The organism is uncultured Aquimarina sp., assembly GCF_947500065.1.
In the GTDB taxonomy this organism is placed as follows: domain Bacteria; phylum Bacteroidota; class Bacteroidia; order Flavobacteriales; family Flavobacteriaceae; genus Aquimarina.
Map to the genome: position 1 here is coordinate 375548 of NZ_CANMQT010000006.1, position 13971 is coordinate 389518.

Sequence of the window (13971 nt, forward strand, 5' to 3'; positions counted from 1 at the left end):
TAAAAATTGATTGGAAATAAAGAATTGTTGCTTTTGGTTTTTATACCGAGTTATTAACATTAAAAATATTACAGATTTCTGAATTATGGTATGCAAATTGTACTATTTTTGCCGAAAGCAGATCACCTTATCGTCGTGTGCCGAACTTGTTTCGGCATCTTATAAAGTTATCGAGAGGTAAAATGAAAAGATCCCAAATCAAGTTTGGGACAAGGAGGAAAGTCCGGACACCGTAGTGCAGCATAGCGGGTAACGCCCGTCCGTCGTGAGATGAGGACAAGTGCAGCAGAAAGTATGTACAGGTAAGGCTGTAGTGAAACCAGGTAAACTCTATGCGGTGCAACGCCATGTAAACCAACGCTTAAGAGTTGCGCGCTCAATGTTGGAGGGTAGGCGGTTTGATATTGATAGTAATGTCAATACTAGATAAATGATAAGGAGTCCGCCATTGGCGGATTACAGAATCCGGCTTATGATCTGCTTTTTTTTATTTTACTAGTTGGGCATACAATTTGATGAATAAATATTTAAAGGATTCATCATGAAAGTCAAGATCACTTCTGTTTTTTTTCTTCTAATTACATCTATAGTATTTGCTCAAGAAACTATTCCTCAGAAAAAAGAATTGTTAGGAAAATGGGTTATTAAAAAAGATACTTATAATAAATTCAAAACTTATCTTGTTAATTCTAAAATAGAAGAAAGTAATGAACCAGAAGGAATTAATATTTTTATAGATACTTATACAGGAACTATGAAAATAGAATATGTCAGACCTCCTGGAATAACGAATCAACCTCCTAGGCCTAGGTGTGCAACGGGTCCTAGATCAGTTAAAAACTTTTATCGAGATTATGATAAATATACAGTTTGTGCATATGATCCGAAAAATGGGAAATTAAAAGTGTCTGATCCAAGTTTCTTAAGAGGTAAATTGTTCCATGTTAAAAAAGTTAACTTTAGAGAAATTCAATTAATTAAAATCAAATAACTTTTTTACAAATCCTTTAACAAGGAGCAATACTAATTTTCTTGTACATTGTGCGATGAAAAGAAAATTGTATTTATGAAATGAGCCATAATAACAGAGTTGTTATTAATTTCTAGGATTATTGGCGAATTCCATCTAACCTATTTGAAAAATAAAGTAAATAGATGAATATTGCTATTGTTTGTTATCCAACTTTTGGAGGTAGTGGAGTAGTGGCCACTGAATTAGGAATTGCACTTGCTAAACTAAATCATCAAGTACATTTTGTTACTTATAAACAACCTGTAAGACTTGGACTGCTAAACCCTAACATCCATTTTCATGAAGTTACAGTGCCAGAGTATCCACTTTTTCAGTATCAACCTTATGAATTGGCATTATCTAGTAAGTTAGTGAACACTATTAAGAAGTATGATATAGAATTATTGCATGTGCACTATGCCATACCTCATGCATATGCGGGCTATATGGCTAAAGAAATGCTTGCAGAAGAAGGAATCCATATACCTATGGTAACTACATTGCATGGTACCGATATTACACTAGTAGGGAACCATCCGTTTTATAAGCCAGCGGTTACTTTTAGTATTAACAATAGTGATATTGTTACATCCGTTTCACAAAGTCTAAAGGATGATACATTACGACTTTTTGATATCAAAAATAATATAGAAGTTGTTCCCAATTTTATTGATGCAACGCTGCGTAAAACTGATTTTACAGATTGCCAGAGAGAATTAATGGCAACTCCTGAAGAAAGAATAGTTACCCATATTAGTAATTTTAGACCGGTGAAGAGAATTATGGATATTGTAGATATATTTTATAATATTCAGAAAGAGATTCCTGCTAAATTGTTGATGGTAGGTGATGGACCAGAACGCGAACCTGCAGAAAAAAAATGTAAAGAATTAGGAATTAAAGATAAAGTCATCTTTTTAGGAAATAGTAATGAGATTGATAAAATATTATGCTTCTCGGATTTATTTCTATTACCATCAGAACGTGAAAGTTTTGGACTAGCTGCTCTAGAAGCTATGGTCAATAAAGTACCTGTAATATCCAGTAATGCAGGTGGTATACCAGAAGTTAATGTAGAAGGAGTTTCAGGTTATTTAAGTGATGTTGGCAATATAAAAGAAATGTCTGAAAATGCAATCCGAATCCTGAAAGATGATGATACGCTAAATACCTTTAAAGAAGGAGCGTTTGACCAAGCATTGAGGTTTGATATAGATAATATTGTTCCTATGTATGTGGAGTTGTATGAAAATGCATTAGAGACGGTATAAAAATAAAGCACTATTATAATATAATAGTGCTTTACAACTAAACATAAATCAAATCAATTGATCTATAAGGGTAATTAAAAGGTGTATCTTGCTGCTATACCGATATTTACTCCAAAATTGTCTACATCGTTAAATCCTGCAGTATTTTCTATATTATGAATATCATAGGTAGGGCGAACACTAAAGGCTACCTGCAATGGGAAATCAAAACGATAATCTACTCCAAAATCCGCTCCTACATATGGAAAGAATTCACTATCTCTGTTATTAGATATTCCTATACCAAAGAAACTGGTTTTAAAATCAATATATCCAGCACCAATTCCCGGGCCTGCAAACCAATTTAAATTATCCCAGATATTGTAACTCCAATGAAAATAGCCACCTCCGCGATAGGTGTTAATAAAAGAATTAGTTCTCCAACTTAGGTTAACATCAATTCGGTTATGTTCTCCAAACATTTGTCGTTGATATGTGATTTCTGGACCAAATCCTTCATCACCTACAACACCTTCGGATATTCTGATACCAATGGCGCTTTTAGGGATATCCTGAGCTAGTAGGTTAATACTTGTTACGATTAAGAGTACTCCAAAAAATAATTTCTTCATGATTATAAGGTTTTTTTAAATTTACCTTTTGTGTCATATCGAATCCATAGGTTAACATATAAGTTGTTTTTTTTGTAAAAAGAAAACCCTGAACAATTATGTCCAGGGTTTTCTTAGTTGGTAATCTTATTTATGATATACTAAAATTTGTATCTGGCACTAAATCCCAGATTAAAAATAATGTCATCATTACTGTAGTCGTCAAAATAAATTTCTGGTCTGAAATCTAACGAAATCATTAATGGGAAATCAAAATTATATTCGATACCTACATCTCCAGTTACAAAGCCAAAAGTCTCTAAATTATCTCTATTATCAAGATCATCATCAAAATCGACTAGTCCACCACCGATTCCTGGACCAACATACCAATTAAGGCCTCCATCAATATTAAATACCCACTGATACATTCCTGTCAGTTTTAAGGCATTATATCGATTTCTTCCTTGTACACCTAAATCTAATTCGATTCTGGTATTAGAACTTAATTTAGCTTGATAGGTAGCCTCTGCCCAAAAACCATCACTTTCACTTAGGCGTAAACCAATTGCGTGTTCCGAAATGTCCTGCGCTTGTGCAGTAAAAATAGAAGCTAGTAATAATGTGGTAAAGATAAAAATACGCTTCATCATTGTAATTTTGTTTTTTATTGTTACCTCAATATAACGTTAGATCTAATTTTTTAATGTGACAAGATTGCTTAAGATTTTGTTAATTTAGTTAACACTTTCCTAAGGAGAATCAGATGTCATTTAAACTTCCTGAAGCTTCATATCGGTGCTTTCGAAAATTTTATCCGCAGAGTTTGCGATAAACCCAGTAAAAAGGTGTCCATTTTCCTCCTTATACCTATAGGCAAATTCATAATAACAAGAAGTAACCTCTTTAATTCCTTCTTCGAATTCAACTTTAATTACATCTGCAAGGATACTAGATTGTTCTAATAACTGAGAAGGAGCTCCTTTGATTTCTCCACCTGATGAATTCATAGAAAAACCATTGTTTTTAAGAAAATCATTTAAATCATTTAAATTGGTGAATCCTTCTAATTTATTAACATTTATTGTAAAGTGATTAGAACAGAATCCATTAACATACATCCAGGCTGCATATTCTGATTCCTCTTGTAGTGCTTTGTAAGTTTTATAAGAAGGTGTTCCCCAAATCCTACCTTTCAAAATAAGGTCATCTTCATGGAAGACATTGTGATCACAATTATCTAGTATTTCCTTTATTGTTGTTTGTAATTCATCAGAGAAATGATGAGTTAACAATTGACTTATGAAGATTTTTGGTGCGTTTGGATTGTCAATATGCTCATAGTGCTTTGCATATAGTTTCTTAGCTTCAAAATGATATTCACCCATTTCTTTATATCCCATAGCTATAAATGGTCTAGCGATCACTTCTATATCTGTCCTGGGATCATCAAATGTTCTAATAGCAATATGATCATTAAAAATAGTTTCTCCTTCTCTCTCTAGAAGTGAGTTCACTTTATATGCAGATGGAGTTTTACTTGCATATTGTTTCCATAGTTCTTCAAAAAAAAGTGTAGAATTCATTTGTTTATCTGTTTATTTTTGATGTAAAAATACTATTTTTGACTAATTTTATTTATTAAGACAATTGATTTAATTGATTATTGTTTTATTTTAAGTCAAATTGATTTTACTTGAAAACAAGCTTTATTGTTTAAGTATAGATCTTTTAAAATTTTACTATTTATGAATCATTTTGATTATATAGACCAACAGATATTGTTACAGATCCGTAAGGATGCTAGAAAACCTTTTTCTCAAATTGCAGAAGAACTAAAGATTTCTAATTCATTAGTCCATCAAAGAATTCGAAAATTAAAAGAGAATGGTGTTATACATAAAGCAGAGTTTGTAATCGATGAGAAACAGATAGGATATAAGACCAAATCTTATGTAGGTATCCGACTTAAAGAAGCTAGGTACGCTAAATCTGTTGTTGAAGACCTTGCTAAAATACCTGAAATATTAGAATGCAATTATGTTTCTGGTAATTACGCACTTTTTATTCTGATATTTGCATACGATAATCATCATCTACGCAATATACTATATGAACAGGTACATCAAATTGATGGAGTAGGTGGAACAGATAGTTTCATTTGTTTTGATACTAATTTTAAAAGACAAATTACCTTAGATTCATTGGTAAAAGGAATACAATTATGATTAGAGAAACTGACCTGAAAATACTAAAAGATCGGTTAGATGGAGAACTAAAGTTTGATTCACTTACTAAATCATTGTATGCAACTGATGCATCGGTATATCGAAGGATTCCTGCTGCGGCAGCTTTTCCAAAGAATATATCGGATATAAAGAAGATTATTGATTTTGCTAATAATCATAATTGTGGTTTAATTCCTAGAACAGCTGGGACATCCCTAGCAGGACAATGTGTAGGAGAAGGTATTGTGGTGGATGTATCTAAATATTTTACTAAAATAATTTCTGTTGATAAAATTAATAAAACGGTAACCGTTCAACCCGGAGTTATTAGGGATGATCTTAATCGTTTTTTAAAACCACATGGCTTGTTTTTTGGCCCTAATACATCTACTTCTAATAGATGTATGATTGGCGGAATGGTTGGTAATAATAGTAGTGGAACTACCTCTATACAATATGGCGTAACACGAGATAAGGTAATTGAATTACAAACGTTACTGTCTGATGGTAGTGAAGCTGTTTTTACAGATGTTTCTAAAGAAGATTTTGAGCATAAAACGAAACTAAATACTTTAGAAGGAAAGCTATATCAAACTATTTATAAAGAGCTCTCACCAAAGGATATACAAAAGCGTATAGATGATAATTTTCCAAAAAAGGAGATACACAGACGTAATACAGGATATGCTATTGATGAGCTCCTGGCATCAGCTGTTTTTTCTCATGAGAAGGATAGCTTTAATATGTGTAAGTTATTATCTGGTAGTGAAGGAACATTGGCTTTTACTACTCAGATTACCTTGCAATTAGATGAATTACCACCACAAGAATCATTGATGATTGCTTCACATTTTCGCTCCATTGAAGATTGTCTTAATGCGGTAGCACCTGTAATGCAACACGAATTATTCACTTGTGAGATGATGGATAAAACGATTTTGGATTGTACTAAGAATAATATAGAACAGCTTAAAAATCGTTTCTTTATAAAAGAAGATCCACAAGCAATTTTGATGCTCGAACTAAGAGCAAATGATACAGAAAGTCTTGAAAAACAAAAGTTAGCACTTTTATCTACCATAGAAAAAACAGAATTATCATATGCAAATCCTATTTTATTAGGAGAAGAAATACATCAGGCATTAGAACTTCGAAAAGCAGGATTAGGACTATTAGGTAATATTGTTGGTGATAAGAAAGCAGTTGCGTGTATAGAAGATACAGCAGTAGCTTTGCCCGATTTGGCAGATTATATTGCTGAGTTTTCTGATCTTATGAAAAAACACGATCAGCAGGCTGTTTACTATGCACATGCTGGTGCGGGAGAACTTCATTTGAGACCTATTCTAGATCTTAAAAAGAAAGAGGATGTGGTGCTTTTTAAAAAAATAACCGATGATGTAGCTGCTCTAGTAAAGAAGTATAAAGGATCCATGAGTGGAGAACATGGAGACGGAATTGTACGTGCAGGATATATTCCTTTTATGATTGGTGATGAGAATTATGAATTGCTAAAGCGAATTAAAAATGTTTTTGATCCTAAAAGTATTTTCAATCCAGGTAAAATCGTAGATGCCTATGCGATGGACGAGCAATTGCGATATGAAATTGATCGCAAAGAACCTGAAATAAAAACATTGTTTGATTTTACGGATTCACAAGGAATATTAAGGGCAGCAGAAAAATGTAATGGTAGTGGCGATTGCAGAAAATCTGTTGAAGCAGGTGGAACGATGTGTCCAAGTTACAGAGCAACTAAAAATGAGAAAGATACCACTAGAGGTAGAGCAAATGCTCTAAGAGAAGTGTTAACTAATAGCACAAGTAAAAATAAATTTAACCAAAAGGAGTTAAAAGAAGTTTTTGATTTATGCCTTAGTTGTAAAGGGTGTTCTAGTGAATGTCCTTCTAATGTAGATGTAGCTACCTTAAAAGCAGAGTTTGAATATCAATACCAAAAAGAGAATGGAGTTTCGGTAAGAACAAAGTTATTTGCAAATAATAACAAATTGAATAATCTAGGAAGAATTGCTCCTGGATTAACAAATTTCGTTTTTAAAAATACAATTACTTCTGGAATTTTAAAATCTACGTTAGGTATCGCTAAAGAAAGAGAATTACCGTTGTTAAGTAAACAATCTCTTAGAAATTGGTGTAGTAAAAATTTAGTGTCCACTCAACCAAAAAATCCAATTAAAACTATTTACTTTTTTATAGATGAATTTACAGATCATTTAGATTCCAATATAGGAATTGATGCTATAGAATTACTTACTAAATTGAATTATCAAGTAAAAATTACTAAGCATAAGGAAAGTGGTAGAACTTTTATTTCGAAAGGTTTATTAAAGCAAGCCAAAGCTTTGGCAAATCATAATGTAAGTGTTTTTAGTAATTTGATTTCGGATGAAATACTTCTCATTGGTTTAGAACCTTCAGCTATATTAACATTTAGAGATGAATATCTGCGATTAGCAGATCATAAAGAAGAAGCTAAAACACTTTCTAAGAATGTTTTTCTTATCGATGAATTTTTAAAATCAGAAATTGAACTTGGAAATATTACTTCTGATCAATTTACAAAAGAAGAAAAGGTAATAAAGCTTCACGGACATTGTCATCAGAAAGCGTTATCTACTATTCATACAACGTTTGTATATCTTAACTTACCTAAAAACTTTAAAGTTACTATTATACCATCAGGATGTTGCGGTATGGCGGGATCCTTTGGGTATGAGAAAGAACATTATGATATCAGTATGCAAGTAGGAGAGCAAACTTTATTTCCGGCTGTTAGAAAAACCCCAGAAACAACTATGATTACCGCGGTTGGAACGAGTTGTAGACATCAGATAAAAGATGGAACACAGCGTATAGCCTTGCATCCTGTTAGTGTGTTAAGAAAAGCTTTGTTATAGTTTTGATCAGTATAATTCATTTAAAATCATATAGTTATAAAATTGTGAATATCTATTACTATAATTCGTGTTGAGATTTTTTTTTAAGATTTATATTTGGCATCCTAAAAAAGTAAATATATGAGCGCTACTTGGTACGAATGTAAAGTAAAGTATAGAAAAATCAATGATTCTGGAGTACAGAAGGTTACTACAGAACCTTATTTGGTTGATGCTGTATCTTATACAGAAGCAGAAACTAGAATTAATGAAGAAATGGCAGCTTATGTTAGCGAAGAATTTAAAATCACTAATATAAAAGTTGCAAATTTTGCAGAGATACACCCATTTGAGAATTCTGATCGTTGGTTTAAATCAAAGGTATCTTTAATTGCTTATGATGAAGAAAGTGGTAAAGAGCGAAAAACCAATCTGTATTTGTTAGTGCAGGCTAATGATGTAAAAGAGGCCTTTGATAATACCAATAGTATGATGAAAGGCACTACAGGAGATTATACTATTCCGGCTATTACAGAATCGCCAATTATGGATGTATTTCCTTATTTCACAGGAGAAGAAGATCAATTAGAAAAATTTAAAACATTACGAGATTCTGTTCAAGTTGTAGAAGAAGTAGAGATAGATGAAAATGTGCCTGCAGCTCCCGGTTTTATTTTAAAAGAAGAAGAAGAGTAATCTCTTTTTAGATACTATTATTAGAAACCTAAAATAATATTGGTTTCTATTTTAAAAGTTTTTATATCTGTGATCCAGTCATAGATATAGAAACTTTTTTTTGCTCTAGAATTACATGCTAGGTTATTAAATTGATTTTTATTAAAGTATTAGTAACTTATTCTACAATTAATCGTCATACACATGATGATTATTCTTAAGCAATTTCACATACCAATCAAAAATAACGAACCACATGAAATCTTTACAAAAAATTAAATCACTTGTACTTGTAGGCCTATGTATAATTAGTTTTATACCCGTTCAAGGTCAAAATATGGAAAAAGAAATTGATGCCATCGTTTCTTCAATGTATATAGCAGATGAACCAGGAGTTTCCATTTTAGTAGCAAAAGATGGTAAATCTATCTACCGCAAAGCATTCGGAAAAGCAAGTTTAGAATTAGATGTTCCTTTAAAACCAGAAAATGTATTCGAGATAGGTTCTATTACCAAACAATTTACAGCAGTCGCTATTCTAATGCTACAAGAACAAGGAAAACTTAAAGTTGAAGATGATATCACAAAATATATTCCAGATTATCCTACTAATGGAAAAAATATTACGATTCATCATCTGTTAAATCATACTTCTGGTATAAAAAGTTATACTGGGATGGAAAGCTTTATGAAATCTGCACGTACAGATATGACACCAAAGGAATTGATTGATGTTTTTAAAAATGAACCTATGGATTTTGATCCAGGAGAAGAGTTTAAGTATAATAATTCTGGTTATATATTATTAGGATACATCATTGAAGTAATTACATCTGATACCTATGAAAATTTTATAGAGAAAAATATCTTTGAAAAGATAGGTATGAATTCCTCTTATTATGGAAGCATGAGTGAGCTGATTAAAAACAGAGCATTAGGATATAAGAAACAAGGTGATACATATTTAAATGCAGATTATCTTAGTTTGACATTACCATATGCTGCTGGTTCATTGATGTCTACAGTGGATGATTTATTAAAATGGCAAAATGCAATAAGTGCTAATACCTTTATTAAAAGAACAAGTTTAGAAAAAGCTATCAATGGTTCTACATTGAATAGTGGCGAAGAAATTAATTATGGATATGGTTGGGGTAAGACTGATATACAGGGTTCTAAAGGATATTCTCATAGTGGAGGAATTTTTGGATATACAACTAATGGGATTTTTCTAGAAAAGGAAAATGTATATGTAATTGGGCTAACCAATTGTAATTGTAAAAACGTACGTGAAATTACTATGAAAGTAGCCGCTACGGTAATAGGTAAACCGATTCCGGATAAGAAAGATGCAATAACATTATCTGTTGATGAAGTAAAGAAATGGGTTGGTGCTTATCAATTCGAAGGAGATGTAATAAGACATATTACCTTAAAAAATGGTAAGTTATTTAGTCTTAGAGAAGGTGAGAACTCAAGAGAATTTGAGATTTATCCAATGAAAGATGGTTCATTTATTTTTGATGATGGAACGATATCATATACTTTTTCTTTGGCAAATGATGGTAAGCGACAAACAATTTTTAAAACTGCTCAAGAAAGTTTTATTGGAAAAGGAATTGATAAAGCACTTCCTGCAGAAAGAAAGACTATAACAGTTGCTCCAGATGTTTTAAAACATTATGTAGGTAAGTATGAACTGCAACCAAATTTTATTATTGATATTACCTTAGAAGGAAATTCAATATATGCTAAGGCTACAGGTCAACCTAAATTTGAGATTTTTGCAGAAAGTGAAACGCTATTTTTCTTAAAAGTAGTTCCTGCAGAAATTACATTTAATAAAAGTGATAAAGGAACTATAGACAGTTTAACCTTAAATCAAGGTGGAAGACAAATGCCAGCAAAGCGGATAGAATAACTTTAGCTTTAATCAAAAGAAAATTTAGAAACGATACGTAGATAAGATATTGAAATTATCCATGTATCGTTTCTTTTTTACCATATTTCTGGATAAGTTCTCCTTCAAATTTTAGTAAATCCTGCCATTGTTGATCCACATCAATATCTTTTCCGTACTTACGTGCAAAACCAATAAAGGTTGTATAATGACCGGCTTCACTGATCATAAGGTCATGATAGAATTTTGATAATTCTGGATCCTTTATTTTTTCAGAAAGGAGCTTAAAACGTTCACAGCTACGAGCCTCAATCATTGCCGAAAAAAGTAATCTATTGACTAGACCTTGTTGACGACTTCCACCTTGCTTTGCTTTATATTTAAATAGTTCATTTACATAACTATCCTTTCGCTCACGACCTAGTGTGTAACCACGTTTTTTTATAAGCTCGTGAACCATTTGAAAATGCTCTAATTCTTCTTGAGCTAAGATCAATAAATCGGTCACAAGATCTTCGTGTTCAGAGTTTAGTGTGATGATTGTAATTGCATTGGTCGCTGCTTTTTGTTCGCACCATGCATGATCGGTAAGGATTTCTTCAATATTTGATTCTACTAGAGCAGCCCAACGAGGATCAGTAGCTAATTTTAAACCCAGCATAGTCTTTTTGTTTTGGATGATTTGGAATATTTAGTCAAAGATACGTATTACAGATTTTGTTTTTAAAAATTAGTGTTTTCTAATACTTATATCATTACTTAATTTAATATACTATAATAATTAAATACTACTTTTTTTGTGACATTTTGGGTTGTTTGCATACTTATATAGTAAACATAAAAGTACACGTAAAGATGAAAAATAACACTTCGAAATATCAAGAACTAAAAAATAGGTTTTTTAAATTTTATCAATGTGAAGTAAAACAATTTAATAAGATATTTGGGATTATAAAATTCAGTGTTTTGTAGAAGGTCTTACTAGCAATAGGTTTTCCTCTATACAATGGTAAATAATTCTATTTGTTCATTTTTTCCTCTTAATGAAGTTTTATCTATTGCCTTATATGTAAAACCAGAGTCTATTTTTAATTTTTGAACTAAATGATCAGAAATAAGAATGACTTGTTCATAGGTGTTACAAAGTCCTTGAATTCTAGCTGTAGTATTAAGAACATCTCCTGTAAATACGATATTCTTTTTTATAGTTCCAATTTCTCCGGCTGTTATCATTCCGTAATGAAACCCTGCTTTAAACGTTGGTAAGACCCCAAATTGTTTCAGATATTTTGGAGATTTTTTTTCCAGAGCTTCTTGCATAGAGTAAAAACAATGAATGCAATTATCGCTTTTAAGTCCTTTATCCAAACTCCAGGAAACTACGATTTCATCCCCTACATACTGATATACGATACCCGCATGTTGTACTATAGCGTTAGATAAATCGGAATAATATTCCGCTAGCATCTCAAAATATTTTACGTGACCTAATTTTTCAGCGATTGTGGTAGATGATTTCATGTCTAAAAACATAAAAATGCGCTCTTCTTCAATAGGTTTATGATATTTTCCAGTAAAAAAATTAAATAATACTTCCTGACCAATATTATCACTTACTTCCAGATAAAATAAAGAAAGTCCAATAGTTGTTATGATATATAGTATAATACTCAGAAAAGCAATATTAGTAACAAAATTCCGGATGTTTATCCATACGTTTTTATCAAATAAATTAGTTTCAAATTCAACTATGAATGATACGGCGGCAGTACTAATTAAGAAAATAATTACCACGGTTATATAAAAAGCTATTTTGTAAATTATCTTTTTGAGAAAGCTCTTAGAAGAAAAGAATTTATTAAAATAGAGTACTTCAAAAGAACCTATAATCAATCCAAAAATAGTTGCAGAAATTATGGAAATAATGATACTGTTATTAAAGTTATAAGGATTATTAGTAGAAGGGTAATGAGTAGCATCACCAAGAATTCCTTTTTCTAAAAATAAATAAATAAAGGATGAAATAATAAAAAGTATAACGAAAGGAGCAATCCTATATATTAATCTTTTTTTTAAAGGAGAAAGTATACTCATTAAAAGTATGAATGTTAGCTAATGGTTAAAGAGAGTCTTGCTCTCTCAAATTTAAGAATAAATATTTTGGGTATTAACAATTGATCCAGAAAAGGATTGATCACATTATATAAAGTTGCATAGAAGTCTTTGCTATATTTTAATTAGAAATGAATTGATGATTATTTTTTCATTAGGGTATTAATAGCAAAAGATGCTTGAATCGTTTCTAAACTAATATCTAAATCTTCTATTTCATCATCTAAAGATGTGTCAGTTTCTTTAGCTTCATTTTGATAGCTTATAAGTTTCCACTCTTTGTTATTGTATTCTAGAGAGGTCAAGTTTTCAATCCAATCACCAGAGTTTAGGTATATACAAGATCCGTTTTTATTAGATTTTTTAGTGATTTGAGGTTGATGGATATGTCCGCAAATTACATAATGATACTTATTATCAATAGCTAAATCTGCTGCTACTTGTTCAAAATCATTAATATACTTTACGGCCTTCTTGACACTATTTTTGATCTTTTTGGATAAAGAGAATTTTTCTTTTCCAAACTTTACTAAACACCAATTCATAAGTTGATTTATTAATATCAAAAGATCATATCCCCAACCACCCAGTTTGGCAAGCCATTTTGCATTTTGTATAGAAGCATCAAAGATGTCTCCATGAAATATCCAAGTTTTTTTATTATCTAACTCCAAAACAACTTTATCTACTAATTGGAAATTACCCATTTTGGTATCACTAAACTTTCTTAGCATCTCATCATGATTCCCTGTTACATAAATAACTTCAGTACCTTTTGAAGCAAAATTGATAATCTTTTTGATGATTTTAAGGTGTGATTTAGGAAAATAATGTTTTCTAAATTGCCATATATCTATAATATCTCCATTCAGAATAAGTGTTTTTGGTTTTATACTATTTAGGTAACTTAACAATTCTTTTGCCTGACACCCGAATGTTCCTAGATGGACATCAGAAATCACAACAACTTCAACAATACGTTTTTTCATAGACTATAGTAAGCCTCAAATTAACTACACATAGATTAAAAAACAATTAACTGATTGTGAGTATATTGTTATGCTTTACGCCTCTTAGATTTCTTATGTTATCATCATGTTAATAAGGAGCTTGGATTCCCTAAAAGCTTGTCTACATTTTGATAAAATGGTTCTATATACTTTCTTAACAACTAAAGAATTGGTTTGTTTTGCTTTTTTCTTATCCTGAAGTATATCTAAATTCGTCTTGTAAATCTTAACAGTATTCTTACTGAAAGGTTCGAAATATCTTTTTCTAATTAAAAT

Annotated in this window: 12 protein-coding genes and 1 other RNA gene; 7 read left to right on the plus strand and 6 right to left on the minus strand. The window is 31.2% G+C overall.

Going from position 1 to position 13971, the window contains the following annotated elements; all coding sequences use genetic code 11:
• Window positions 1-179: 179 nt before the first annotated feature.
• The 3 genes from rnpB to bshA all read left to right on the plus strand — a co-directional run bounded on the left by rnpB (window position 180) and on the right by bshA (window position 2283).
• An RNA gene (gene rnpB / locus Q0975_RS18855) (RNase P RNA component class A) lies at window positions 180-489 on the plus strand.
• Between the two features lie 52 nt (window positions 490-541).
• The gene (locus tag Q0975_RS18860; protein ID WP_299439502.1) at window positions 542-991 is read left to right on the plus strand and encodes a hypothetical protein; all 450 of its coding nucleotides are present in this window, start codon (window positions 542-544) and stop codon (window positions 989-991) included.
• 164 nt (window positions 992-1155) lie between these two features.
• The gene (gene bshA, locus Q0975_RS18865; RefSeq protein ID WP_299439504.1) at window positions 1156-2283 is read left to right on the plus strand and encodes an N-acetyl-alpha-D-glucosaminyl L-malate synthase BshA; all 1128 of its coding nucleotides are present in this window, start codon (window positions 1156-1158) and stop codon (window positions 2281-2283) included.
• A 74-nt stretch (window positions 2284-2357) separates the two neighbouring features.
• On the opposite strand, the gene Q0975_RS18870 is transcribed toward bshA, so the two are convergent.
• The 3 genes from Q0975_RS18870 to Q0975_RS18880 form a co-directional block, all read right to left on the minus strand.
• Window positions 2358-2894, minus strand: a complete 537-nt coding sequence (locus tag Q0975_RS18870) for a hypothetical protein (protein ID WP_299439506.1) — start codon at window positions 2892-2894, stop codon at window positions 2358-2360.
• Window positions 2895-3034: 140 nt separating this feature from the next.
• Window positions 3035-3526: a hypothetical protein gene (locus Q0975_RS18875; protein WP_366889156.1), complete on the minus strand. Its 492-nt coding sequence runs from the start codon at window positions 3524-3526 to the stop codon at window positions 3035-3037.
• Window positions 3527-3646: 120 nt separating this feature from the next.
• Window positions 3647-4459 carry a DUF1338 domain-containing protein gene (locus Q0975_RS18880; RefSeq protein WP_299439508.1) on the minus strand — a complete coding sequence of 271 codons (813 nt, stop codon included), beginning with the start codon at window positions 4457-4459 and terminating at the stop codon, window positions 3647-3649.
• A gap of 162 nt (window positions 4460-4621) precedes the next feature.
• Here Q0975_RS18880 and Q0975_RS18885 point away from each other — a divergent pair, with 162 nt between their 5' ends.
• The 4 genes from Q0975_RS18885 to Q0975_RS18900 all read left to right on the plus strand — a co-directional run bounded on the left by Q0975_RS18885 (window position 4622) and on the right by Q0975_RS18900 (window position 10594).
• Entirely contained in the window at window positions 4622-5101 is a 480-nt protein-coding gene (locus Q0975_RS18885) for an Lrp/AsnC family transcriptional regulator (protein WP_299439510.1), read from the plus strand.
• On the plus strand, window positions 5098-8019 hold the full coding sequence (locus tag Q0975_RS18890) for an FAD-binding and (Fe-S)-binding domain-containing protein (RefSeq protein WP_299439512.1): 2922 nt from the start codon (window positions 5098-5100) through the stop codon (window positions 8017-8019). The genes Q0975_RS18885 and Q0975_RS18890 overlap by 4 nt, the downstream gene beginning before the upstream one ends.
• Window positions 8020-8139: 120 nt before the next feature.
• Window positions 8140-8694, plus strand: a complete 555-nt coding sequence (locus Q0975_RS18895) for a DUF4494 domain-containing protein (protein WP_299439514.1) — start codon at window positions 8140-8142, stop codon at window positions 8692-8694.
• Window positions 8695-9010: 316 nt separating this feature from the next.
• Window positions 9011-10594: a serine hydrolase gene (locus Q0975_RS18900; RefSeq protein WP_299439516.1), complete on the plus strand. Its 1584-nt coding sequence runs from the start codon at window positions 9011-9013 to the stop codon at window positions 10592-10594.
• A 55-nt stretch (window positions 10595-10649) separates the two neighbouring features.
• Here the strand turns inward: Q0975_RS18900 and Q0975_RS18905 are convergent, their stop codons facing one another.
• The 3 genes from Q0975_RS18905 to Q0975_RS18915 form a co-directional block, all read right to left on the minus strand.
• Window positions 10650-11234 (minus strand): tRNA-(ms[2]io[6]A)-hydroxylase, encoded by a 585-nt coding sequence (locus tag Q0975_RS18905; protein ID WP_299439518.1) that lies wholly within the window; start codon window positions 11232-11234, stop codon window positions 10650-10652.
• 338 nt (window positions 11235-11572) lie between these two features.
• A complete protein-coding gene (locus Q0975_RS18910; RefSeq protein WP_299439520.1) occupies window positions 11573-12667 on the minus strand; it encodes an adenylate/guanylate cyclase domain-containing protein in 1095 nt (364 codons plus the stop codon).
• Between the two features lie 161 nt (window positions 12668-12828).
• Window positions 12829-13674, minus strand: coding sequence for a UDP-2,3-diacylglucosamine diphosphatase (locus tag Q0975_RS18915; protein ID WP_299439522.1), 846 nt, complete (start codon window positions 13672-13674; stop codon window positions 12829-12831).
• Window positions 13675-13971 lie beyond the last annotated feature (297 nt).